This is a genomic window from Sphingomonas endophytica, from assembly GCF_001476895.1.
Classification (GTDB): Bacteria; Pseudomonadota; Alphaproteobacteria; order Sphingomonadales; family Sphingomonadaceae; genus Sphingomonas; species Sphingomonas endophytica_A.
The window spans coordinates 16,441-39,672 of sequence record NZ_LDTB01000064.1 but is presented as its reverse complement, the minus strand read 5'-3'; the positions used below and the strand labels follow the sequence as shown (position 1 = coordinate 39,672).

The 23,232-nt window shown below is 69.9% G+C and carries 20 protein-coding genes; 18 read left to right on the top strand and 2 right to left on the bottom strand.

The window, feature by feature from the left end:
- The first annotated feature begins 7 nt into the window (after positions 1-7).
- From NS334_RS14195 to NS334_RS14125, 15 genes are all read left to right on the top strand, one after another.
- Positions 8-1,423 (top strand): UDP-N-acetylmuramoyl-L-alanyl-D-glutamate--2,6-diaminopimelate ligase, encoded by a 1,416-nt coding sequence (locus NS334_RS14195; protein ID WP_058756608.1) that lies wholly within the window; start codon positions 8-10, stop codon positions 1,421-1,423.
- Positions 1,424-1,547: 124 nt separating this feature from the next.
- The gene (locus tag NS334_RS14190) at positions 1,548-2,918 is read left to right on the top strand and encodes a UDP-N-acetylmuramoyl-tripeptide--D-alanyl-D-alanine ligase (protein ID WP_058756607.1); all 1,371 of its coding nucleotides are present in this window, start codon (positions 1,548-1,550) and stop codon (positions 2,916-2,918) included.
- A gap of 1 nt (position 2,919) precedes the next feature.
- Positions 2,920-3,990: a phospho-N-acetylmuramoyl-pentapeptide-transferase gene (gene mraY, locus NS334_RS14185; RefSeq protein ID WP_058756606.1), complete on the top strand. Its 1,071-nt coding sequence runs from the start codon at positions 2,920-2,922 to the stop codon at positions 3,988-3,990.
- Complete coding sequence (gene murD, locus NS334_RS14180; RefSeq protein WP_058756605.1) at positions 3,987-5,270, top strand: UDP-N-acetylmuramoyl-L-alanine--D-glutamate ligase; 1,284 nt, start codon at positions 3,987-3,989, stop codon at positions 5,268-5,270. Before mraY ends, murD begins: the two co-directional genes overlap by 4 nt.
- The gene (locus NS334_RS14175; protein WP_058756604.1) at positions 5,267-6,496 is read left to right on the top strand and encodes an FtsW/RodA/SpoVE family cell cycle protein; all 1,230 of its coding nucleotides are present in this window, start codon (positions 5,267-5,269) and stop codon (positions 6,494-6,496) included. The genes murD and NS334_RS14175 overlap by 4 nt, the downstream gene beginning before the upstream one ends.
- Entirely contained in the window at positions 6,493-7,653 is a 1,161-nt protein-coding gene (gene murG, locus NS334_RS14170; RefSeq protein ID WP_058756603.1) for an undecaprenyldiphospho-muramoylpentapeptide beta-N-acetylglucosaminyltransferase, read from the top strand. The genes NS334_RS14175 and murG overlap by 4 nt, the downstream gene beginning before the upstream one ends.
- Positions 7,650-9,053 (top strand): UDP-N-acetylmuramate--L-alanine ligase, encoded by a 1,404-nt coding sequence (gene murC, locus NS334_RS14165; protein WP_058756602.1) that lies wholly within the window; start codon positions 7,650-7,652, stop codon positions 9,051-9,053. The genes murG and murC overlap by 4 nt, the downstream gene beginning before the upstream one ends.
- Positions 9,050-9,247 (top strand): hypothetical protein, encoded by a 198-nt coding sequence (locus tag NS334_RS14160; protein WP_058756601.1) that lies wholly within the window; start codon positions 9,050-9,052, stop codon positions 9,245-9,247. Before murC ends, NS334_RS14160 begins: the two co-directional genes overlap by 4 nt.
- The gene (gene murB, locus NS334_RS14155) at positions 9,244-10,152 is read left to right on the top strand and encodes a UDP-N-acetylmuramate dehydrogenase (protein ID WP_193753110.1); all 909 of its coding nucleotides are present in this window, start codon (positions 9,244-9,246) and stop codon (positions 10,150-10,152) included. Before NS334_RS14160 ends, murB begins: the two co-directional genes overlap by 4 nt.
- The gene (locus NS334_RS14150) at positions 10,149-11,084 is read left to right on the top strand and encodes a D-alanine--D-alanine ligase (RefSeq protein ID WP_058756600.1); all 936 of its coding nucleotides are present in this window, start codon (positions 10,149-10,151) and stop codon (positions 11,082-11,084) included. The genes murB and NS334_RS14150 overlap by 4 nt, the downstream gene beginning before the upstream one ends.
- On the top strand, positions 11,081-12,073 hold the full coding sequence (locus NS334_RS14145) for a cell division protein FtsQ/DivIB (RefSeq protein WP_083500495.1): 993 nt from the start codon (positions 11,081-11,083) through the stop codon (positions 12,071-12,073). The genes NS334_RS14150 and NS334_RS14145 overlap by 4 nt, the downstream gene beginning before the upstream one ends.
- An 11-nt stretch (positions 12,074-12,084) precedes the next feature.
- On the top strand, positions 12,085-13,344 hold the full coding sequence (gene ftsA / locus NS334_RS14140) for a cell division protein FtsA (RefSeq protein ID WP_058756599.1): 1,260 nt from the start codon (positions 12,085-12,087) through the stop codon (positions 13,342-13,344).
- 117 nt (positions 13,345-13,461) lie between these two features.
- Positions 13,462-14,970 carry a cell division protein FtsZ gene (ftsZ, locus tag NS334_RS14135; RefSeq protein ID WP_058756598.1) on the top strand — a complete coding sequence of 503 codons (1,509 nt, stop codon included), beginning with the start codon at positions 13,462-13,464 and terminating at the stop codon, positions 14,968-14,970.
- A 315-nt stretch (positions 14,971-15,285) separates the two neighbouring features.
- On the top strand, positions 15,286-17,199 hold the full coding sequence (locus tag NS334_RS14130; RefSeq protein WP_058756597.1) for an SPOR domain-containing protein: 1,914 nt from the start codon (positions 15,286-15,288) through the stop codon (positions 17,197-17,199).
- Position 17,200: 1 nt separating this feature from the next.
- The gene (locus tag NS334_RS14125) at positions 17,201-18,364 is read left to right on the top strand and encodes a deoxyguanosinetriphosphate triphosphohydrolase (RefSeq protein WP_058756596.1); all 1,164 of its coding nucleotides are present in this window, start codon (positions 17,201-17,203) and stop codon (positions 18,362-18,364) included.
- On the opposite strand, the gene NS334_RS14120 is transcribed toward NS334_RS14125, so the two are convergent.
- Entirely contained in the window at positions 18,365-18,649 is a 285-nt protein-coding gene (locus NS334_RS14120; RefSeq protein WP_058756595.1) for a hypothetical protein, read from the bottom strand.
- 146 nt (positions 18,650-18,795) lie between these two features.
- On the opposite strand from NS334_RS14120, the gene argS reads away from it, so the two are divergent.
- The gene (gene argS, locus NS334_RS14115) at positions 18,796-20,523 is read left to right on the top strand and encodes an arginine--tRNA ligase (RefSeq protein ID WP_058756594.1); all 1,728 of its coding nucleotides are present in this window, start codon (positions 18,796-18,798) and stop codon (positions 20,521-20,523) included.
- Positions 20,523-21,254: an SPOR domain-containing protein gene (locus NS334_RS14110; protein ID WP_058756593.1), complete on the top strand. Its 732-nt coding sequence runs from the start codon at positions 20,523-20,525 to the stop codon at positions 21,252-21,254. Before argS ends, NS334_RS14110 begins: the two co-directional genes overlap by 1 nt.
- Here NS334_RS14110 and NS334_RS14105 read toward each other — a convergent pair.
- Positions 21,244-22,125, bottom strand: a complete 882-nt coding sequence (locus NS334_RS14105) for a MipA/OmpV family protein (protein WP_058756592.1) — start codon at positions 22,123-22,125, stop codon at positions 21,244-21,246. The genes NS334_RS14110 and NS334_RS14105 overlap by 11 nt on opposite strands.
- An 81-nt stretch (positions 22,126-22,206) precedes the next feature.
- Here NS334_RS14105 and NS334_RS14100 point away from each other — a divergent pair, with 81 nt between their 5' ends.
- Positions 22,207-23,208 carry a glycoside hydrolase family 3 N-terminal domain-containing protein gene (locus NS334_RS14100; protein WP_058756591.1) on the top strand — a complete coding sequence of 334 codons (1,002 nt, stop codon included), beginning with the start codon at positions 22,207-22,209 and terminating at the stop codon, positions 23,206-23,208.
- Positions 23,209-23,232 lie beyond the last annotated feature (24 nt).

Sequence of the window (23,232 nt, the reverse complement as noted above, 5' to 3'; positions counted from 1 at the left end):
GCGCGCTATGAAGCTGTCGCAGCTGGTCGAGGGTGGCGGCGAGGCGAGCGTCACCGGTTTCGCGATCGACCATCGCAAGGTCGCGCCGGGCACGATCTTCGGCGCGTTCGAGGGCGCGCGCGTCAACGGCGAGGATTTCATCCCCGCCGCCGTCGAGGCGGGCGCGATCGCAGTGGTCGCACGGCCCGGCGCCACGGTCGAGGGTGCGCTGCACATCCGCGACGACAATCCGCGCGAGTGTTTCGCACGGCTGGCGGCGCGCTTCTTCGCGCCGTTCCCGCAGACCGCGGTCGCGGTGACCGGGACGAACGGCAAGACCTCCACGGTCGAGATGACGCGGCAGCTCTGGCGGATGGCGGGGCATCATGCCGCGTCGATCGGGACATTGGGCGTCACCACCGCCGACGAGCAGGTCGTGACCGGGCTGACCACGCCCGACGTCGTCACCTTCCTGTCGAATGTTGCCGGGCTCGCGCGCGAGGGCGTCAGCCATGTCGCGTTCGAGGCGTCGAGCCATGGGCTGAGCCAGTATCGCACCGAGGGACTGCCGGTGACGGCGGCGGCGTTCACGAATCTGAGTCGCGATCACCTCGACTATCACGGCGACATGGCGGCCTATTTCACCGCCAAGCTGCGGCTGTTCGCGCAGGTGCTGAGCGATAGCGGCACGGCGGTGGTGTGGGTCGACGATCCCAATTCCGAACGCGTGCTGGACCTGGCGCGTGAGCGTGGCAACCGGCTGTTCACGGTCGGCGAGCATGGCGACGACCTGCGGCTGGTGGCGCGCGAGCCGACCTTGCTGGGGCAGGGGCTGACGATCCACGCCGGCGGCATCGACCATCGCGTGACGTTGCCGCTGATCGGCGGCTATCAGGCCGCGAACGCGCTGATCGCCGCCGGGCTGGTGATCGCGACCGGCGGCGATGTCGCGACCACGATCGCGGGGCTGGCGCGGTTGCAGCCGGTGCGCGGGCGGCTGGAGCGCGCCGCGATCTCGGCGAGCGGGGCGCCGGTCTATGTCGATTACGCGCACACGCCCGATGCGATCGAGGCGGCATGCGCGGCGCTGCGCCCGCATGTCGAGGGGCGGCTGATCATCGTGGTGGGGGCGGGCGGCGACCGCGACGCCGGCAAGCGGGAGCCGATGGGGGCGGTCGCGGCGGCCTGCGCCGACGTGGTGATCGTGACCGACGACAATCCTCGCAGCGAGGATCCAGCCGCGATCCGTCGCGCGGTGCTGGAGGGCGCGCCGGCCGCGCGCGAGATCGGGGACCGGCGCGCGGCGATCGCGGCGGCGGTGGCCGAGGCGCACGCGGGCGACATCGTCCTGATCGCGGGCAAGGGGCATGAGCAGGGGCAGATCGTCGGCGATCTGGTCCTGCCGTTCGACGACGTCGCCGTGGCGCGCGAGGCGGCGGCGTGACGTTCGCCGCCCTTTCGTCATTCCGGCATCGGCGGGACGCCGGCACCGATGGCGGCTGTAATTTCATCGGCGGGACGGCGCATCCGGATTCCCGCCGGCGTGGGAATGACGTTATGGGCGTGGCATGACGCTCTGGACATCCGCCGAGATCGCCGCCGCGACGCGCGGCTTCGCTTCCGCCGACTTCACCGTCGATGGCGTGGCGTTCGATTCGCGTGAGGTCGGCGACCGCGACCTGTTCGTGGCGCTGACCGGCGAGCATACCGACGGGCATCGCTTCCTTGATCAGGCGTTCGGGCAGGGGGCGGGCGGCGCGATCGTGTCGACGCCGTCGTCGCATCCCAACGTGCAGGTGGGCGATACCTTCGCCGCGTTGGAGGATCTGGCGCGCGCGGCCCGCGCCCGCACCGCCGCGAAGGTGATCGGCGTGACCGGATCGGTCGGCAAGACCTCGACCAAGGAGGCGCTGTACGCCGCGCTGGCGCGCGCTCCCGGCGTGTGCGCCCACCGCTCGGTCAAGAGTTACAACAACCATACGGGCGTACCGCTGAGCCTCGCGCGGATGCCCGCCGACACCCAGTTCGCGGTGCTGGAGATGGGGATGAACCATCCCGGCGAGCTGGCGCACCTGACGACGCTGGTGCGTCCGCACGTCGCGCTGGTGACGGCGATCGCGCCGGCGCACACCGAATTCTTTCCCGACGAAAGCGCGATCGCCGACGCCAAGGGCGAGATCTTCCGGGGACTGGAGCCGGGCGGTACGGCGATCATCCCGTATGACAGCCCGCACCGCGACCGGCTGATCGATGCCGCCAAGCCCTATGCCGGGCGCATCGTGACCTTCGGGCTGGACCGCGCCGCCGATGTCAGCGCCGCGGATTCGATGGCGTTGCGCGCGGGCGGCAGCTTCGTCAGCGCACGGATCGGCCTGCGCGACCTGAGCTTCACGGTCGCGCAACCGGGGCAGCACTGGGTGTCGAACGCGCTGGCCGTGCTGGCGGTGGTGGATGCGGTCGGCGCCGACCTGGCGCTGGCCGGGTTGGCGCTGGCCGAACTGGGTGGTCTGCCCGGGCGCGGGGCGCGGGTGTCGGTGCCGGTCGCGGAGGGCGAGGCGGTGCTGATCGACGAAAGCTACAACGCCAATCCCGCATCGATGCGCGCGACGCTGGCAGTGCTGGCGAAGGAGCCGGGACGGCATGTCGCGGTGCTGGGCGAGATGCGCGAGCTGGGCGAGGGATCGGACGAATTCCATGCCGGTCTGGCCGACGACGTGATCGGTGCGCGCGTCGAAATGGCCGTGCTGGTCGGCAAAGCGATGACGCCGCTGGCCGAGGCGCTTGAGGGGCGCGTCGAATTCGTCCATGTGCCGGACGTCGCCCAGGCGCTCGATCGCGCCCGTGCCGCGATCCGTCCCGGCGATGCGGTACTTGTGAAGGGTTCCAACGGTGTAGGGCTGTCGCGGCTGGTGAGCGGCCTAGCGGGCGGGAAGAGTTAAGTTGCTGTACTGGATCGCCGAACAGCTCAATTTCGCGGGGGGCTTCAATCTCATCCGCTATCAGACGTTCCGGTCGGGGGCGGGGATCGCCACCGCCCTGCTGATCGGTCTGATCATCGGGCCGCGGTTCATCGGATGGCTGCGCGTGCGGCAGGGCAAGGGACAGCCGATCCGCGCCGACGGGCCGCAGACGCATCTGGCCAAGCGCGGCACGCCGACGATGGGCGGGTTGATGATCCTGACCAGCCTGGTGCTGTCGGTGCTGATCTGGATGGACCTGCGCAACCCGTACGTCTGGGCGTGCCTGTTCGTCACGCTCGGCTTCGGCGCGATCGGATTCCTCGACGATTACGACAAGGTGCGCAAGGCCAGCACGGCGGGCGTATCCGGCAAGGTCCGCCTGCTGCTGGAGTTCGCGATCGCGGGTGTCGCTGCGTGGATCATCATGCAGGAGAACGGGTCGGGCCTCTATTTCCCGTTCACCAACCGCTATTTCATCGATCTCGGCTATTTCTATCCGGTGTTCGCGGCGTTCACGATCGTCGCGTTCGGCAATGCGGTAAATCTGACCGATGGACTTGACGGGCTGGCGACGATGCCGGTCATCATCGCCTCGGTCGCGTTCCTGCTGATCGTCTACCTGGCCGGCAACGTGAAGTTCGCCGATTATCTGGGCATTCCGCACGTCCCGCGCGCGGGCGAACTGGCGATCTTCTGCGGCGCGGTGATCGGCGGCGGGCTGGCGTTCCTGTGGTACAATGCGCCGCCGGCGGCGGTGTTCATGGGCGATACCGGCAGCCTGGCGCTGGGCGGCGCGCTGGGCACGATCGCGGTGGTCGCGCATCACGAGATCGTGCTGGGGATCATCGGCGGGCTGTTCGTGGTCGAGGCGCTCTCCGTCATCATCCAGGTGTTCTGGTACAAGCGCACCGGCAAGCGCATCTTCCGCATGGCGCCGATCCACCATCATTTCGAGCAATTGGGCTGGAGCGAGCCGACGGTGGTGATCCGCTTCTGGATCATCAGCCTGGTGCTGGCGCTGGCCGGCCTGTCGACGTTGAAGCTGCGATGATCGTCGCGCGCGCCTGGACGGGAAAGACATTTGCGGTGCTCGGGCTGGCACGCTCGGGCGCCGCGACCGTTCGTGCGCTGCTGGCCGCAGGGGCGCGGGTGACGGCGTGGGACAGCGATCCGGCGAAGCGCCAGGGGCTGGGCGATGCGACGATCGCCGACCTCGACATGCTGGACCTGTCCGGCTTCGACGCGCTCGTCGTCTCGCCAGGCGTACCGCTCAACACGCATCCGCTCGCCGCGAAGGCGCGCGCGGCCGGCGTGCCGATCGTCGGCGACATCGAATTGTTTGCGCAGGCGCGTGCCGACCTGCCCCCGCACAAGGTCGTCGGGATCACCGGTACCAACGGCAAGTCGACCACCACGGCGCTGGTCCACCACATCCTCGACACCGCCGGGGTGCCCGCGCGGATGGGCGGGAACATCGGCTTGCCGATCCTCGCGCAGGAGCCGCTGCCGGACGGCGGGATCTATGTGCTGGAGCTGTCGAGCTATCAGATCGACCTGACGCAGACGCTCGACTGCGATGTCGCGGCGCTGCTGAACGTCACGCCCGACCATCTCGACCGTTACGACGGGTTCGAGGCCTATGCCGCGAGCAAGGCGCGGCTGTTCGCGATGCAGTCGCGCGCGCATGTCGCGGTCGTCGATTACGAGGCCGAGGCCGAACACGGCGTGCTGGACGGCGCGCCGGAAGGGATGGCGGTGCGCTTCATCGACGGCGTGCCGCTGCCGGGCGATCAGGCGCGCTGGCCGTCGCTGCAAGGCCCGCACAATGCGCAGAACGGCCGCGCCGCCATCGCGGTCTGCGAGGCGCTGGGCGTGGCGGAAGACGTGATCGAGCGCGCGCTGGAGACCTTCACCGGCCTGCCGCACCGCATGGAGCGGGTCGCGACGCTGAACGGTGTGGCGTGGATCAATGATAGCAAGGCCACCAATCCCGAAAGCGCCGCGCCGGCGCTCGCGGCATTTCCGCGCATCCACTGGATCGTTGGCGGCAAGGCGAAGGGCGGCGATCTCGACGCCTGCCTGCCGCATCTGGGCAATGTCGTGCGCGCCTATACGATCGGCGACGCCGGGCCGCGCTTTGCCGAGGTGCTGCGCGGGCAGGTGCCGGTCGCCGAGGTCGAGACGCTGGAGCGCGCGGTGAAGCTGGCGGCGCAGGAGGCGGTGCGCGGCGAGGTGGTGCTGCTGTCGCCCGCCGCCGCCTCGTTCGACCAGTTCCGCGACTTCGAGCATCGCGGCGCGGCGTTCCGGGAAGCGGTGGAGGCATTGGCATGAGCGCGACCCGAACCGAGCGCGCGCGGCCGGGCGTATCGCTGCGCAATCGCGGCGGTCGTGGCGATCCGTCCCCGCTGGGAACATGGTTCTGGGACATCGACCGGGTGCTGCTGCTGCTCGCCTTGTTCCTGATCGCGATCGGGATGATCGCGGTGGCGGCCGGGTCGCCGGCCAGCGCGATGCGCTATTCGGGCGAGCATCTGAAGTTCGCCCCGCTTTACTATTTCTGGCGGCAGGCGATGTGGGTCGCGGTGTCGTTGCCGGTGCTGTTCGGCGTGTCGATGCTGCCGCTGACGATGGCGCGGCGCATGTCGCTGATCGGCGCGGCGGTGTGCGTGGCGCTGCTGATCGTGGTGCCGTTCGCGGGCGTGGCGGTGAACGGTGCGCGGCGCTGGGTCGGCTTCGGCTTCGCGCAATTCCAGCCGTCGGAGTTCCTGAAGCCGTTCTTCGTCGTGACGGTGGCGTGGCTGCTCTCGTTCAAGTCGCGCGATGCGGAACTGCCGGTGACGATGATCACCGCCGCACTAACCGGGGTGATCGCGGTGCTGCTGATGTTGCAGCCCGATTTCGGGCAGACGGTGATCTTCTGCTGCATCTGGCTGGCGCTGGTGACGATCGCGGGGACGCCGACGCGGGTGATCCTGGGCTTCCTGTCGCTGATCCCGGTCGGGCTGGTGATGGCGTATCTGTTCTACAGCACCGCACGCAAGCGCATCGACGCCTTCCTGTTCCCCGGTGTCGAGGGCGAGGGGGCGGCCGATCACTTCCAGACCAACGCCGCGCACAACACGCTGACGTCAGGCGGGTGGTTCGGCACCGGACCGGGCGGCGGGACCGTCAAGTTCGGGCTGCCGGAGGCGCATACCGACTATATCTTCTCGGTCATCGGCGAGGAATTCGGGTTGCTGGCCTGCATGATCGTCGCGCTGGTGTTTCTGGCGATCGTCGTGCGGGTGTTCGTCAAGCTGCTCGACGAGCAGGATCCCTTCCGGCTGCTGGCCGCCTCCGGGCTGGCGGTGCAGTTCGGCGCGCAGGCGCTGGTGTCGATGGCGGTCAATACCGGCCTCGCGCCGTCGAAGGGGATGACGCTGCCGTTCATCAGCTATGGCGGGTCGTCGATGATCGCGCTGTCGCTGGGGATGGGGTTGCTGCTGGCGTTCACGCGCCGCAACCCGTTCCTGCTTCGCAGCCCCTATATCGCGCAGCAACGCTGGAGCGCCGAATGACGCAGGTCCGCGACTTCCGCCCCCGCCAGTACGTCCTCGCCGCCGGGGGCACGGGCGGGCACATGGTTCCCGCCGCCGCGCTGGCCGCGGAGTTGATGAAGCGCGGGCACCGCGTCGCGCTGGTCAGCGACGCGCGCGGGGTGCGCTTCCCGGGGCTGTTCGAGGGTGTGCAGACGCATGTCATCCCGGCGGGGCGCTTCGCCGGCGGGCCGCTCGGCTGGGCGAAGGCGGCGCGGCTGATGATCGAGGGGCGGGCGATCGCGCGCGACCTGTACCGCGACCTGCGCCCGGCGGCAGTGATCGGCTTCGGCGGCTATCCGGCGTTTCCCGCGCTGGCGGCGGCGTTCGCGGCGGGCATCCCGACCGCGGTGCACGAGCAGAATGCGGTGCTGGGCCGCGTCAACCGGCTGGTGGCGGCGCGCGTCGACGCGATCGCGACCAGCTATGCCCAGACCGAGCGGATGAAGTCGCGCCACCGCGCCAAGGCGCATCTGATCGGCAATCCGGTGCGCGAGAGCGTGCTGGCGTGGCGCGCCAGGCCCTATCCGGTGCCGGAGGAGGACGGCATTTTCCGCGTGCTGGTGACGGGCGGCAGTCAGGGCGCGTCGGTGCTGAGCCAGGTGGTGCCTGATGGCCTCGCGTTGCTGCCGGTGGCGTTCCGGCGACGGTTGCAGGTGACGCATCAGGCGCGGATCGAGGATATCGATGCCGTCCGCGAGAAATACGCCAGTCTCGACATCGCGGCCGATCTGGCGACCTATCTGCCCGATCTGCCCGAAGCGCTCGGCTGGTCGCATCTGGTGATCGCGCGCGCGGGTGCATCGACGATCGCCGAGTTGACCGCCGCCGGGCGTCCCGCGATCCTCGTGCCGTTGCCCTCGGCGACCGACGATCATCAGACCGCCAATGCGCGTGAGATCACCGCCGCCGGTGGCGCGCGCACCATCCCGCAATCGGCCTTCACGCCGCCGGAACTCGCCAAGCAGATGCAGAAACTCGGACTCGATCCAGAAGCCCTGGGCAACGCCGCCACGCGCGCGCGCTCGTGCGGGGCGCCCCATGCCGTCACCGATCTGGCCGATCTGGTCGAAAGCCTCGACGCCCCCAGGGCGCGGGTGATGGTCGGCGCGACCATCACGAAGAAGGCGTTCGCATGAGGGGGGTCGCGACAGATATCGGCACGATCCATTTCGTCGGGATCGGCGGGATCGGCATGTCGGGCATCGCCGAGGTGATGCACAACCTGGGCTACAAGGTGCAGGGCTCCGACGTGGCCGAGGGCTATGTGATTGAGGGGCTGCGCCAGCGCGGGATCGCGGTGACGATCGGGCATGACGCGGCCAATGTCGACGGCGTGGCGGTGGTCGTCACCTCCACGGCGGTAAAGCGCGGCAACCCGGAGGTCGAGGCGGCGCTGCGGAACCGTATCCCCGTGGTGCGGCGCGCGGAGATGCTGGCCGAGTTGATGCGGCTGAAGTCGACCGTCGCGGTCGCGGGCACGCACGGCAAGACCACCACCACTTCCATGGTCGCCGCGCTGCTCGATGCCGGCGGGGTCGATCCGACCGTCATCAACGGCGGTATCATCAACAGCTACGGCTCGAACGCGCGGCTGGGCGCGAGCGACTGGATGGTGGTCGAGGCCGACGAGAGCGACGGCAGCTTCCTGCGGCTGGACGGGACGATCGCGGTCGTCACCAACATCGATCCCGAGCATCTGGATCACTATGGCAGCTTCGAGCGCGCCAAGGACGCCTATGTCGAGTTCGTCGAGAACGTGCCTTTCTATGGCGCGGCGCTGCTCTGCCTCGACCACCCGGAGGTGCAGGCGCTGATCCCGCGCGTCCGCGACCGGCGGATCGTGACATACGGCTTCGCGGCGTCGGCGGACGTGCGCGGGGTAAACGTCCAGCCTTACCCGGGCGGGAATCGTTTCGAGGCGCTGATCCGGCACCGCGACGGCAGCGTCCGGTCGATCGAGGGCATCGACCTGCCGATGCCGGGGCGGCATAATGTCCAGAACGCGCTGGCGGCGATCGGCGTGGCGCTGGAACTGGGCATCGACGATGCGACGATCGCGCGCGGGTTCGAGCGCTTCTCGGGCGTCAAGCGGCGCTTCACGAAGGTGGGCGAGGTAAATGGCGCCACGATCATCGACGATTACGGCCATCACCCGGTCGAGATTCGCGCGGTGCTGGCGGCGGCGCGCGAGAGTGCGCAGGGGCGGGTGATCGCGGTGGTGCAGCCGCACCGTTACTCGCGGCTCGGCAATCTGATGGAAGACTTTCGCGGCGCGTTCAACGACGCCGATCTGGTCTATGTCACGCCGGTCTATGCGGCGGGCGAAGCGCCGGTGCCGGGTGTCGATGCCGAGGCGCTGGTCGCGGGATTGCAGGATCGCGGGCACCGGCAGGCGAGCGTCGTCGCCGACGCCCCCGCGCTCGCCGCCGCACTGGCGGGCGAGCTGCGCGCGGGCGATCAGGTGATCTGCCTGGGTGCGGGCGACATCACCAAATGGGCCGCCGGACTGGCCGCCGCGATCGGGGAACGCGCATGACCAACTGGTTCGATGCCGCCATCGGCTGGCAGAAGCAGGCGCTGGAGACGCAGCGCGCGGCCCTGGATGCCGGGCGGCACGCGCATGACGCGGGCGCGGCACTGGTCGCGGCACAGGAGGCGACGCGCCGCGCGGCCGAGGCGAACTGGGCGGCGTGGCAGGCCTGGGCGCGATTGTGGCGACCCGCGCCGTGACCGATCTGCCCGCCGTCCGTGGTCGGCTGACCCCGCACGCCCCGCTCGCGCCGCTCGTCTGGTTCAAGGCGGGCGGGGCGGCGGAGTGGCTGTTCGAGCCGGCGGATGCCGACGACCTGAGCGACTTCCTGCGCGCGCTCGATCCGGCGGTGCCGGTGATGGCGCTGGGGCTGGGGTCGAACCTGATCGTCCGTGACGGCGGGGTGCCGGGGGTGACGATCCGGCTGGGCAAGCCGTTCGCGACCGTCGCGCCGCTGGATGCGGTGACGTTACGGTGCGGGGGCGGGGCGAGCGGGATTCTCGTCTCCTCGACCGCGCGCGATGCAGGCGTGGCGGGGCTGGAGTTCCTGCGCTCGATTCCCGGCACGGTCGGCGGGTTCGTGCGGATGAACGGCGGGGCTTACGGGCGCGAAACCGCCGACGTGCTGGTCGAGGCGGAGGTCGTGCTGCGGTCGGGCGAGCGGCGGACGCTGGCGGCGCGCGATCTGGGCTATAGCTATCGCCATTCGACGCTCCCCGACGGCGCAGTGGTGATCGCGGCGATTTTCCGGGGTGATCGCGGTGAATCGGCGGCGATTCAGGCGGAGATGGACCGGATCGCGGCGGCACGCGAAGCGTCGCAGCCGCTGCGCTCCAAAACGGGTGGCTCGACCTTCAAGAATCCCGACGGGCACAAGGCCTGGGCGCTGGTCGATGCCGCCGGATGCCGGGGGCTGCGGCGCGGCGACGCGCAGGTGAGCGAGAAGCACACCAACTTCCTGCTCAATCTGGGCGCGGCGACGAGCGCCGATATCGAGGCGCTGGGTGAGGACGTGCGCGCGCGGGTGAAGGCCGCGAGCGGCGTGGAACTGGAATGGGAGATTCAGCGCGTGGGCGTTGCTTCCGATCACGGAGAGGCAGCATGACGACGCTTCATATCGCGGTGCTGATGGGCGGCTGGTCGGCGGAGCGTGAGGTGTCGCTGTCGTCGGGCAACGGCGTGGCCGACGCGCTGGAGTCGCTGGGCCATCGCGTCACGCGGATCGACATGGGACGCGACGTGGCGGCGAAGCTGGCGGCGGCCGCGCCCGATCTGGTGTTCAACGCGCTGCACGGTACGCCGGGCGAGGACGGCAGCGTGCAGGGGCTGATGGACCTGATGGGGCTGCGCTATACCCATTCGGGGCTGGCGACGTCAGTGATCGCGATCGACAAGGTGCTGACCAAGCAGGTGCTGGTGCCGGCGGGCGTGCCGATGCCGGGCGGGCGGATCGTGAAGTCCGCCGACGTGCACGACGCCGACCCGCTGCCGCGCCCGTATGTCCTCAAGCCGGTCAACGAAGGATCGTCGGTCGGCGTCGCGATCGTCACCGATGCGGGAAACTACGGCAACCCGATCGCGCGTGACGCGCGCGGGCCGTGGCAGGAGTTCGACGAACTGCTCGCCGAACCCTATGTGCGCGGGCGGGAGCTGACGACCGCGGTGCTGGGCGACCGGGCTTTGGGCGTGACAGAGTTGCGGCCGAAGTCGGGCTGGTACGATTACGACGCCAAATATACCGACGGGATGACCGACCACATTTTTCCGGCGGACATCCCCGACGACGTGACACAGGCGTGCATGGCGCTGGCGCTGCAGGCGCATCGCGTGCTGGGGTGCAAGGGCACCAGCCGCTCGGACTTCCGCTGGGACGACGAGCGCGGCGTGGACGGGCTGTTCCTGCTGGAGGTCAACACCCAGCCGGGCATGACCCCGCTCAGCCTCGTCCCCGAACAGGCGCGGCATACGGGCATGAGCTACCCGGAGCTGGTGCAGGCGATCGTCGACGAGGCGATGGCGGAAGCGGGGCGTCCATGAGCCGCACGATCAAGCGCGGCGGCGCCGCACCCCCGTCGCGTCGTCCCGCCCCGAACCGGCGCCGCGTGCCGAAGGCGTCGCTGGGCGACCGCCTGCTCGCCAAGATGCCGATCGGCGAGGAGACGCTGCGCAAGGCGGTGACGTGGACCGTGCTGGGCGGTGTCGGCGTCGCCACCGTGTTCGTCGCCAACCTGCTGGGCGTGCCGCAGGCGATCGGGACCGGTATCGCCGAGGCGGCGGGGCGTGCCGGCCTGCGCGTCGAGCAGGTCGATATCACCGGCCTCAAGCGGATGGATCGCGAGACGGTCTATGCGATCGTGCTGGAGGATCAGTCGAGCCGTGCGATGCTGCGCGTCGATCTGGAGCGGGTGCGGCAGCGACTGCTGGATTACGGCTGGATCGCGGACGCGTATGTGGCGCGGCGGCTGCCCGACCGGCTGGTGATCCATATCACCGAGCGGGAGCCCGCCGCGATCTGGCAGGATCACGGGCAGTTGACGCTGATCGATGCGACCGGGCGACTGCTCGCGCCGGTCGATCCGTCGCGGATGCCCGATCTGCCGCTGGTGATCGGCCCCGGTGCGGATCGGCAGGAGGCGGGCTATCAGGCGCTGCTTGCCGCCGCACCCGCACTGCGCCCGCGCATCCGTGCGGCGACCTGGGTCGGCAACCGGCGCTGGGACCTGACCTTCACCACCGGCGAGACGCTGGCGCTGCCGCAGGACAATGCCGCGCAGGCGCTGATCAAGTTCGCGCAGATGGACGGCGCGGACCCGCTGCTCGGCAAGGGCTGGCTGCGCTTCGACATGCGCGATCCGGCGCGAATGTATGCGCGCCGCGCGGGGCAGGACAAACAGCAGGTCGCCGACGACGGCCGCAACGATCCGCCGGCGAGCGACGCGGCGGTGGCGACGGGCAATATTATCGGCGATAACAACACGATCACCGAAGCGCGCGCCGGGGAAGCGCTGCGTTCCGGGGAAGCATGAGGGGGTAGGCGATGGCGAAGGTGGCACCCGACGGCCTGATTACCGCACTGGACATCGGATCGTCCAAGGTATCGGCGATGATCGCGCAAAAGGGCGACGGCGGCGAACTGGTCGTGCTGGGCACCGGCCAGCGCGAGAGTCGCGGCGTCAAGCGCGGCTATATCGCCGACATGGACGCGACCGAGGTCGCGGTGCGCGAGGCGGTGGAACAGGCCGAGCGGATCGCCGGCTTCAATATCGAGAATGTCTGGGCCGGCTTCTCGGCGGGCGGTCTGGTCAGCGACGAGGCGTTCATCGAGGCCGAACTGGGCGGGATGCGGATCGAACAGGCCGATATCGACGCGCTGTTGCAGGAAGGCCGCCAGTCGATCGACCCGCAGGGGCGGATGGTGCTCCACGCGCAACCCGCGCTCTACACGCTCGACGGGCTGACCGGCGTGAAGAAGCCGCTGGGGCTGCACGCCGACCGGCTGGGCGTGCATATCCATGTGATCGCCGCCGACGGTTCGCCGGTGCGCAACCTCGACCTCTGCGTGCGGTCCGCGCATCTGGAGGTGAAGTCGATCATCGCCTCGCCGATCGCGACCGGGCTTGCCTGCCTGACCGGCGAGGAGCGCGACCTGGGCGTGGCGCTGGTCGAGATCGGCGCGGGGATCACCAATGTCTCGCTGTTCGCGGGGTCGATGCTGGTCGGGCTGAAGTCGATTCCGTTCGGCGCGGCGGACATCACCGACGATATCGCCTCCGCGTTCGGGACGACCCGATTGCAGGCGGAGCGGATCAAATGCTTCCACGGCTCCGCCAATGCCTCCCCACGCGACAATCACGAGATGGTGACGATCCGCGAACGGACCGAGGAGGAGGATTCCGAAGCGCTGCAGATCACCAAGGCGGCATTGATCGCGGTGATCCGCCAGCGGCTGGAGCATCTGGTCGGGGAGATCCAGGCCGCGCTGAAGGAATTGAAGTTCGAGGGACCGGTCGGGCGTCAGGTGGTGCTGACCGGCGGCGGCGCGGAATTGAAGGGCATCGCGGATTATGCACAGCAGGCGCTGGGCCGGTCGGTGCGCGTCGGGCGTCCGCGCGGGCTGACGGGGTTGCCGGAGGCGCATGCCGGCCCCGGTTTCGCGACGCTGGCGGGGCTGGCGTTCTTCGCGGCGAGCGATCCGATCGACCTGCGCGGGCTGGTCCCGGCGCAGCAGATGGTGCACCGCCAGCGCGGTCTGAAGGGTTTCTGGAAGCTGGTTCAGGCCGCAAAGGCGAATTATTGACGCAGCGACAGGGCGTTTCGCGGTGTTTCCTCTTTCACCACGCGCCCGCTTGTTGCACATCGGTGTAAACGGCCCGTTATCGGTGGATGCGACGCGGGCGGACGGAGTAGTTTTGCGATGAGCATCGAATTCATCACGCCCGAGCTGGACGATCTGACGCCGCGGATCACCGTTATCGGCGTCGGCGGGGCCGGCGGCAATGCGATCGCCAACATGATGCGGGCGGACGTGCAGGGCGTGAACTTCCTGGTCGCGAACACCGACGCGCAGGCGCTGAAGCAGTCGGAGGCCGAGCAGAAGATCCAGCTGGGCGCGAAGATCACGCAGGGGCTGGGCGCGGGCAGCCGTCCGGAGATCGGTCGCGCCGCCGCCGAGGAGACGATCGACGAACTGTCGCGGCTGCTTGAGGGCAGCCACATGTGCTTCATCGCGGCCGGCATGGGCGGCGGCACCGGCACCGGCGCGGCCCCGGTCATCGCCAAGGCGGCGCGCGACATGGGCATCCTGACGGTCGGGGTCGTGACCAAGCCGTTCAGCTTCGAGGGCAATCGCCGCTCCAAGTCGGCCGAGTCGGGCATCGAGGAGCTGCAGAAGTTCGTCGACACGCTGATCGTGATCCCGAACCAGAACCTGTTCCTGGTCGCCAATGCGAACACCACGTTCAAGCAGGCGTTCGAAATGGCGGACGAGGTGCTGCAGCAGGGTGTGCGCGGCATCACCGACCTGATGGTCATGCCGGGCCTCATCAACCTCGACTTCGCCGACGTGCGCTCGGTGATGCAGGAGATGGGCAAGGCAATGATGGGCACCGGTGAGGCGGAGGGCGACGACCGCGCGCTGATCGCCGCGCAGAAGGCGATCGCCAACCCGCTGCTCGACGGCGTGTCGATGCAGGGCGCGAAGGGCGTCATCGTCTCGATCACCGGCGGCGACGACATGCGCCTGCTGGAAGTCGACGAGGCCGCGAACCACATCCGCGAACTGGTCGATCCAGACGCGAACATCATCTGGGGTTCGGCGTTCAACCCGGAGCTGGAAGGCAAGATCCGCGTGTCGGTGGTCGCCACCGGCATCGAGAGCACCGGGCAGGCAGCGGCGCCCGCCGCCGCCAGCGCGCCGTCCGAGCCGCCGCGCACCTTCAGCTTCTCGGCACCGCGCCGCACCGATGCGCCGGCCGCCGCTCCTGCGGCTCCGGCACCGCAGCAGACGGCCGCCCCGGCCCCCGCGGCGTATGATCCGACCCCGGCCGTGCCGCCGCAGCAGCCGAGCGGCGCCGCCGCCGGCGCGATGGCGGAAGGCGTGCCGCCGACGACCGCCGGTCCGGTGGTCGATCCGACGACGCCGCGCGTAACGCCGCCGGCCGACGATGAATTGCTGCTGGGTGCCGAGTCGCTGGTCCCGGCACCTGCCGCCCCGGCGGCGGACCCGGCCGCCCGCCGCCGTTTCCTGTCGCCCGGCGGCGAGGAGGAAGCCGCGGCCCCGGCCGCGCCGCGCGTGAAGCTGGGCGGCACGCTGTTCGAGCGGATGCAGAACGCCACGCGCAATGCCGGTGGCCGCGCGGTCGAGGACGACGGGCGCGAGCCCGGCGACCTGCCGCGCTTCCTGCACCGCCAGAACAACCAGTAATCCCGTCCGGGCGGCGGTGCAGGCCAGGCGGCCATGCACCGCCGCAACGGCTCGTTTCATCGCACCCGGCGCGCCGCGTGCATTGCCGGTGGCGCCTGACGCGGCTCTATGGCGGAATGACCTTCCACCTGCCCGCGTTTGCAGACGTTCCATGCGCATGACCGATCGTCACCGTCGCACGGCGGCGCGCATGATGGGCCACCGGCCCGGCGACGGCTATTCCTCATCGATCCGTTCGGCGGCAGGCGGTGCCGCGATCGGGGAGCAGATTTCATGATCCATGTCGCTCGACCGCGATCGGGACGGCGTCGTCCGATGCGGTTCCTGTCCGTGGCACTTGTCGCCGCCGCGCTGCCGGTTCTTCTGCCACCGCCGGCATCGGCGCAGGAGGTGGTCGCCCCGGCCAATCCCGATGCCGACCGGCTCGCCGACGTGGTCCGCCGGCTGGGCACCGCGCCCCGCGACCTGTCGGCGTTGATCGAGGCGGGCGACCTGTCGTTCACGCTGGGCGACGCGACCGCCGCCGCCGCGTTCTACAAGCGTGCCGAGGCGATCGACCCCAACAACGGCCGCGTGAAGGGGGGCATCGCCCGCATCCTGGTCAACGGCGAGCGGCCGGGCGAGGCGCTGCGCTATTTCGAGCAGGCGCAGCGTCATGGCGCGCCGATGGCGCGGTTCGCCGACGATCGTGGGCTGGCCTATGATCTGATCGGCGAACAGGCACGGGCGCAGGCCGATTATCAGCTGGCGCTGACCCAGGGCGGGCGCGACGCGGCCGAACTGGACGAGGTCCGCCGCCGTTATGCTCTGTCGCTGGGCATTTCGGGCAAGCGCGACGAGGCGCTGGCGCAGATCGACGGGCTGTTGCGGCGTCAGGATCGCGGTGCGTGGCGCGCGCAGGCGTTCATCCTCGCGATGAGCGGCGATGTCGCGGGCGCGAACAAGATCGCGACCGGCATGATGCCGCGCGGGATGGCGAGCGGCCTGGCGGCGTTCTTCCAGCGCTTGCCGCAGCTGTCACCGGTCGATCGCGCCTTCGCCGTACATTTCGGGGAGGTGACGCCCACCCCGGCGCGACTGGCGGATGCACGGATGGCGCCGGTGCTGCCGGGCGCCGCGCCGCGCGTGGAGATGGCCTCGGCGGCGACAATCCAGCCGCTCCCGACGCCGGCGCGCACCGAATCGCGGCGCCGCGAGCGGACGCAGGTCGCCCGCAACACGGTTGCGCCGCGCCCGGCGATCGCGTCGCCGTCGCCGGCCACGGCGGTCGTCCAGCCGCTGCCTGCCGAACCGACCCCCGGCCCCGCCCCGACGCAGGTGGCGCAGGCGGCGACGACGTCGCCGGTGGTGAGCGCACCGTTACCGCAGCCGCAGACCCGTCCGGTCACGCCGGCCGTCGCGCCGGTGCAGGTGGCGGCGGTGACGCCGCGCCCGCGCGCCGTCACGCCGCCGCTGCGGGTGAAGCCGCCGCGGGTGAGCGAGGATTCGATCCTTGCGCGGATCGTCGCGGGGATTTCGGTGCCGGCGACCGAACTCGACGTCGCGCCGATGCCGGGGGCGCAACGCCTGCCGGTCGTCGCGCCGCCGGCGCCCTCGGCGGCGTCGCTGGAAGAGGCCGCGCGCGCCGCCGAGCGCAATGCCGCCGCCGACGACCAGAAGCGCCCGCGACTGGCGGCCGCCAAGCGCGTCGCGGAGAAGGTCGCCCCGGCCGGGGAGAAGGTCGTCGAGGCCGATACGAAGCCGCTCACCGGCCGCAGAGCGCGCGGTAAGGCGTCGGCGGACGACAAGGGTGTGGGAACGGCGCCCGACCGCAAGGCGCGGGCGACGGACGCCGCCGCCGAAAAGGCCGAGGCCAAGCCGCTGGACCGGAAGGCACGCGCGAAGGAGCTTGCCGCCGAAAAGGCGAAGAAAGAGGTCGCGGCCAGGGAAGCCGCCGAGAAGAAGGCCGCGCGCGCCGAGCCATCGCGCTTCTGGGTGCAGGTCGCCAGCGGGGCGAATGTCGACGACATGCCCAAGGCGTGGAAGGGTGTGCAGGGCAAGGCGAAGGCGCTGGGTGGGCAGCGCGCCTATACGGTCAGGAATCGCGCCACCAACCGGCTGGTCACCGGCCCGTTCAAGACCGAGGCCGAGGCGCGCGCGATGGTCAACACGCTGAACAGGCAGGGACTGTCGGCCTTCTCCTTCACCAGCGAGGCCGGGCAGAAGATGACTCCGCTGGGGAAGAAGTAACGTGGCGACGCTGGCGCGCTGGGCGTCCGATCCGGCGCGCAGTCGCGGGCGGTTGCACGCCGAGGAATCGGGTGACAGGGGGCCGCGCGACGCCTTTCAGCGCGACCGCGACCGGATCATCCACTCCATCAGCTTCCGTCGCCTGCGCCACAAGACGCAGGTGTTCCTGGCGCCCGATGGCGATCATTTCCGCGTCCGCCTGACGCATAGCCTGGAGGTCGCGCAGATCGGCCGGGCGATCGCGCGCGTGCTCAGCCTGAACGAGGATCTGACCGAGGCGCTCTGCCTGGCGCATGACATCGGTCATCCGCCCTTCGGCCACGCCGGGGAGGAGGCGCTAAGGCAGGCGATGGGTGCGGTGGGCGGCTTCGACCACAACGGCCATACGCTGCGCACGCTGATGCGGATCGAGCGGCCCTATCCGCGCTGGCCGGGGCTGAACCTGACGTGGGAGACGCTGGAAGGGCTGGCCAAGCACAACGGTCCGATCGCGGTGCCGCACTGGGCGCTGGCGGAGGCGGATCGCGACGCGGGGCTGGAATTGACCAGTCATGCGTCGCTGGAGGCACAGGTCGCGGCGCTGGCGGATGACATCGCCTATGACAATCACGACATCGATGACGGCCTGCGCGCGGGCTTGCTGACGCTGGAGCAGATCGAGGCGGTGCCGATGGTCGCCGATGGATGGCGGCGCGTGCTGGCCCGCTTCCCGGACGTCCCGCGCGAGCGACTGGCGGGGGAACTGATCCGCAGTCAGATCGGTGCGATGGTCAACGACCTGATCGCCGAATCGCGGACCCGCATCGCCGCATCGGGCGTGGAGAGCGTCGAGGACGTGCGCGGCGCGGGTCGCGTGCTGATCGGCTTCTCACCCGCGATGGCGGCGGCCGAGCGCGAGCTGAAGCGTTTCATGTATGCCAACCTCTACCATCATCCACGCCAATTGGCGGCGGCGGCGGCGGCGCATCGGGTGGTGGCGGGGCTGTTCGCCGCCTATCGCGACGATCCCGCCCTGTTGCCCGAGGAATGGCGGCTGCGGCTTCCGCGGGATGAGCCGGATGTCAGCCGCCATATCGCGGACTTCATCGCCGGGATGACCGATCGCTACGCCGTTTCGCGCTATCGCGAGGTGGTCGGCGCGATCGATCTTCCCGACGGTTTCTGATCAGTTCGCGGCGGCCGAGGCGAGCGCCAGCGGCTGCGCCGCGCGGAACGAAACCTGACGGCCGTTGGCCTGACCCGAAACGCGGGTGCCGTTGACGAGCAGGCGGAAACGCTCGTTGCTGCCGACTTCATGGCCCTGGATCAGCGCGGTGCCGTCCTGGTTGGCGTTGACCGTGTAGACATAGGTGTGACCGTCGCGGGTGAAGCTGCGCTCGGCCGGAGCGGCGATCGCGGCGGCGGGCAGCAGGGTGGCGACAGCGGCGGCGAGGACGGTCAGCGTGCGCATCGGTGTTTCCTTTGACGGAGTTGATGCGGTGCAGCATCCGTGCTGCGATGCACAAGGGCAAGTGCGACGCTCTCCATCGCAGTTGCATGTACTGCAATCATGCGGGGCTTTTGCGTCGACGCGCCCCATCGGCTAGACGCGCGCGCATGACGCTTTTCACCCGCTTCACCGCGCATGTCGACGCCGCGCTCGACGCGCTGACCGCCGCCGGCACGCTGCCCGCCGATCTCGACCGCCGCAACGTGACGGTCGAGCCGCCGCGCGACGCCTCGCACGGCGATCTGGCCACCAACGCCGCGATGGTGCTGGCCAAGCCGGCGGGCACGAACCCGCGTGCCTTGGCCGAGGCGCTGGCGGGCGCGTTGCGCGCGATCCCCGAAGTGGCGGAGGTATCGGTCGCGGGACCAGGGTTCATCAACCTGCGGCTCCACGACGATGTGTGGCGCAAGGAGATCGCGACGATCGTCGGCGAGGGCAACGACTACGGCCGCTCGACGCGCGGGCAGGGCGTGTCGGTGAACATCGAATATGTCTCCGCCAATCCCACCGGCCCGATGCACATGGGGCATTGCCGTGGCGCGGTGGTCGGCGACGCGCTGGCCAGCCTGCTGGAGTTCGCCGGGCACAAGGTGATCCGCGAATATTACGTCAACGATGCCGGCGGGCAGGTCGACGTCCTCGCGCGCTCGGTACACCTGCGGTATCGCGAGGCGCTGGGGCAGGATGTCGGCGCGGTGCCGGAGGGACTGTATCCGGGCGATTACCTGATCCCGGTCGGGCAGGCGTTGGCGCAGGAATTCGGCGACCTTTATGCCGCCGCGCCGGAGGCGGAGTGGCTGGCGCTGTTCCGCACGCGCGCCGTCGCGGCGATGCTGGTGCTCATCAAGGACGACCTCGCGCTGCTGGGTATCCACCACGACATCTTCTCGTCGGAAGCCGAGTTGCAGGCCGCGAAGAAGCCGGAGGCCGCCGAAGCGGTGCTGCGCGCGCGCGACCTGATCTATGACGGCGTGCTGGAAGCGCCGAAGGGTGAGACGCCCGAGGATTGGGAGCCGGTCGAGCTGCCGCTGTTCCGCTCCACCAAGTTCGGCGACGATCAGGACCGCCCGATTCGCAAGTCCAACGGCAGCTGGACCTATTTCGGTGCCGACATGGCCTATCACTATCAGAAGGCGGAGAATGCGGACCAGTTGATCGACATCTGGGGCGCGGACCATGCCGGGACGGTCAAGCGCATCCAGGCGGCGGTCGCGGCGCTGACCGAGGGCAAGATTCGGTTCGACGTGAAGCTGGTGCAGATGGTGCGGCTGCTGCGCGGCGGCGAGCCGGTGAAGATGTCGAAGCGCGCCGGCAATTTCGTGACGCTGGCGGACGTGGTGCGCGAAGTCGGCAAGGACGTGGTGCGCTTCACGATGCTGACGCGCCGTGCCGATGCGCAGATGGACTTCGACTTCGCGAAGGTGGTCGAGGCGTCGAAGGAGAATCCGGTCTTTTACGTGCAATATGCGCACGCGCGCGTTCATTCGCTCCACCGCCGCGCGGCCGAGGCGGGGATTGCGGCATCCGCTGCGGATCTGTCCCGACTTGATACGGAGGAGCTGGCGCTGGTCCGGTTCGCGAGCCAGTTCCCGCGCATCGTGGAGACGGCCGCCGCAGCGCGCGAACCACACCGGATCGCCTTTTATCTCTATGACCTCGCAGCGGAATTTCACTCGCTTTGGAATGCCGGCAATGACCGGCCCGACCGCCGCTTCCTGGTGCCCGACGATCATGCCGTGACGGCGGCGCGTCTGTCCTTGGCGACGGCCATCGGTCAGATTATCCGCAATGGCCTCGCCATCATGGGGGTCGAGGCAGTCACGGAGATGCATTGATGCGAGAGGGAGAGCCGATCGGCAGCCTGCGCGATGAGGATCGCCTGCCGTGGCTCGACACGGTCGAGGCCGACGATCCGTATGCGGTATCGGTCGGGCGGATCGTGGCGCTGGTGACGATCGGTCTGGTCGTGCTCGGCGCGGTGCTGTTCGGGCTGTATCAATGGCAGTTCGCGGGCAATGGCGGCGACGGTCGCCTGATCGCGGCGACCCCCGGCGACTACAAGATCCGCCCCGAAGAGCCCGGCGGCATGAAGGTGGTGGGCGAGGGGGATGCGGCCGTCGCGACCAGCGCCGGTGCCAGCACCGACGCGGCGATCGATCTGGCGGCGGTGCCGGAGGCGCCGGTCGCCCGCGCGACCGCGAGCGCCACGCCGAGCCCGACCGCTTCCGGCGCCCCGACGGCCAGCGTCGCGGTGCCCAAGGCCAGCGTCCCGCTACGTGCGCAGCGCCCGGTCAGCGCGCCGTCCGCAACCGTTCCCGGCTCGGCATCGCACGGCGCGCTGGTGCAGCTTGGCGCCTTCCCCAGCGAAAGCGTCGCCAATTCGGCGTGGAGCCAGATCGCGCGCCGCTTCGGCTATGTCGCGGCGCTGGGCAAGGTGGTGCAGCCGGCCGTGGTCAACGGCCGCACCGTCTATCGGCTGCGCGTCAATGCCGGAACCGCGGCGGCGGCGACCGATATCTGCGCGCGGTTGAAGATCGCGGGCGAAAGCTGCTTCGTTACCGGATGATCCGCCAGATGCCGCGATCGGGCACCTTTACCGAGAAGGTATAGTGCAGTCCGATCGCGACCTGGATCTGGTTGCGCGAATTCCAGTCATGCATGATCGGCGAGCGATAGGCGTCGGCGACCAGGCGTTCGTAGGTGAACTGCCCCTCGACGCCCCAGTGTCTGGACACTTCCATCGACCAGCTGCCGGTCGCCGCCACGGATCGCAGCCCCGCCCTGGGACGATAGATGCCGAGCCCGGTCGCCGCCGCAGCGCGTTCGTCGACGCCGAACCATGCGCGCTGGTACCGTGCGTCGCCCAGCAGGACGCGGGGGCCCAGCGAGACGATCCAGCGGTCGCCGTCCCGACGCACGTAATCCGCACCCAACTGACTGATCCAGCCGCGATGGCCACCCAGCCCCTTGCGCAGGTCGCCGCGCCACCGCCACCGATCGCCGGTCCATGTCTCGACCGATCCGCCCAGCTCGAACGTGCGTCCGACGCCGGGCAGGCCCGGGATCAGATCGCCCTGGCGGCGCCGCCCTTCCCGGCGCACCGCGACGGCCAGTTCGGTGGTGCCGCGTCGCAGGAACGTCAGGTTGGTGCCGTCGTCGGGCGCACCGAAGGCGAACGGCGTGTCGCCGCGCGTCCGCGACAGGCTGAACCACGGGCTGAGCCGGCGCTGGTCGTCGCCGGGATACCATGGCTGCCATTGTGGCCCGGTCGCGACCTGCACCCGCATCGTCACCGGGGGCGGGGTGGTATCGGGCGGCAGCTGCGAATCGATCGGTGCCGGTTCGACCGGCGGGGCGTCCTGCGCGGCGGCGGGCGGGGACAGCGCCATCGCGCCCAGGCAAGCCAGCAATCCCGTACCGCGCATCGTGACCTCCATGTAACGGATCCTTGCTAGCCCGCTCCGCCCGGCTGCCAAAGTCATTTCCCGATCGCATCGTTCCGCCGTAGAAGCGCGCGCATGACGCCCGTGATCTTCGGCCTGTCCGGCCCCATTCTTACCGAAGCGGAACGCGCCTTCTTCCGCGCCGCCCGTCCTGCCGGCTACATCCTGTTCGCGCATAACGTGCAGACGCTGCCGCAGCTTCGCGCGCTGACCGATTCGCTGCGCGAACTGGAAGGACGCGCGGATGTCGCGATCCTGATCGATCAGGAGGGCGGGCGCGTGGCCCGGCTCGGCCCCCCGCAATGGCCGGCCTTTCCGGGTGGCCCGGCGTTCGACCGGCTTTATGAACGTGCGCCGATGTCGGGGATCGAGGCGGCGCGTGCCAACGGCCATGCGCTGGGGCTGATGTTGTCGGAAGCGGGGATTACCGTTGACTGTCATCCGATCCTGGACGTCGCGCGTCCGGAGACGACCGAGGCGATCGCGTGCCGCGCATTCGGGCACGAGCCGATGCGGGTCGCGGCGATGGGACGCGCGACACTGGAGGGACTGGCGGCGGGCGGTGTCGTCGGTGTCGTCAAGCATATGCCGGGGCATGGTCGCGCGTCACTCGACACGCATTTCCATCTGCCGACCGTCACCGCTTCCGCCCGGGAACTGGAGGACGATCTCGCGCCGTTCCGCGCACTGGCGCAGGCGCCGATGGGGATGACCAGCCATATCGTCTATCAGGCATGGGATCCGGAGCGTCCCGCGACCGTGTCCCCGCTGGTGATCGAGGAGGTGATCCGGGGGCGGATCGGCTTCGACGGACTGTTGATGAGCGACGATATCGCGATGAAGGCGCTGAGCGGATCGACCGCCGACAAGGCGGCGGCGGTGATCGCCGCGGGATGCGACGTGGTACTCGATTGCTGGTCGCGCGGCGCGGAGATGGAGACGGTCGCGGCGCGGGTCGGCGAGATGGCGGCGCGATCGCGTGCGCGGCTGGAGCGCGCGATGGCGGGGCGGGGCGCGGCGGCCGGCGACATGGCCGCGTGGCTGGACAAGCGCGACCGGTTGCTGGCGCTGGCGTAGACCCGCGCTCTCCCCTTCCGGCGG

Excerpts from the sequence above, each read along its gene's own strand:
- NS334_RS14195 (WP_058756608.1), top strand. The coding sequence starts at position 8 with ATGAAGCTGTCGCAGCTGGTCGAGGGTGGCGGCGAGGCGAGCGTCACC.
- NS334_RS14190 (WP_058756607.1), top strand. The coding sequence starts at position 1,548 with ATGACGCTCTGGACATCCGCCGAGATCGCCGCCGCGACGCGCGGCTTC.
- murD (WP_058756605.1), top strand. The coding sequence starts at position 3,987 with ATGATCGTCGCGCGCGCCTGGACGGGAAAGACATTTGCGGTGCTCGGG.
- NS334_RS14175 (WP_058756604.1), top strand. The coding sequence starts at position 5,267 with ATGAGCGCGACCCGAACCGAGCGCGCGCGGCCGGGCGTATCGCTGCGC.
- murG (WP_058756603.1), top strand. The coding sequence starts at position 6,493 with ATGACGCAGGTCCGCGACTTCCGCCCCCGCCAGTACGTCCTCGCCGCC.
- murC (WP_058756602.1), top strand. The coding sequence starts at position 7,650 with ATGAGGGGGGTCGCGACAGATATCGGCACGATCCATTTCGTCGGGATC.
- NS334_RS14160 (WP_058756601.1), top strand. The coding sequence starts at position 9,050 with ATGACCAACTGGTTCGATGCCGCCATCGGCTGGCAGAAGCAGGCGCTG.
- NS334_RS14150 (WP_058756600.1), top strand. The coding sequence starts at position 10,149 with ATGACGACGCTTCATATCGCGGTGCTGATGGGCGGCTGGTCGGCGGAG.
- NS334_RS14145 (WP_083500495.1), top strand. The coding sequence starts at position 11,081 with ATGAGCCGCACGATCAAGCGCGGCGGCGCCGCACCCCCGTCGCGTCGT.
- ftsA (WP_058756599.1), top strand. The coding sequence starts at position 12,085 with ATGGCGAAGGTGGCACCCGACGGCCTGATTACCGCACTGGACATCGGA.
- ftsZ (WP_058756598.1), top strand. The coding sequence starts at position 13,462 with ATGAGCATCGAATTCATCACGCCCGAGCTGGACGATCTGACGCCGCGG.
- NS334_RS14130 (WP_058756597.1), top strand. The coding sequence starts at position 15,286 with ATGCGGTTCCTGTCCGTGGCACTTGTCGCCGCCGCGCTGCCGGTTCTT.
- NS334_RS14120 (WP_058756595.1), bottom strand. The coding sequence starts at position 18,649 with ATGCGCACGCTGACCGTCCTCGCCGCCGCTGTCGCCACCCTGCTGCCC.
- argS (WP_058756594.1), top strand. The coding sequence starts at position 18,796 with ATGACGCTTTTCACCCGCTTCACCGCGCATGTCGACGCCGCGCTCGAC.
- NS334_RS14110 (WP_058756593.1), top strand. The coding sequence starts at position 20,523 with ATGCGAGAGGGAGAGCCGATCGGCAGCCTGCGCGATGAGGATCGCCTG.
- NS334_RS14105 (WP_058756592.1), bottom strand. The coding sequence starts at position 22,125 with ATGGAGGTCACGATGCGCGGTACGGGATTGCTGGCTTGCCTGGGCGCG.
- NS334_RS14100 (WP_058756591.1), top strand. The coding sequence starts at position 22,207 with ATGACGCCCGTGATCTTCGGCCTGTCCGGCCCCATTCTTACCGAAGCG.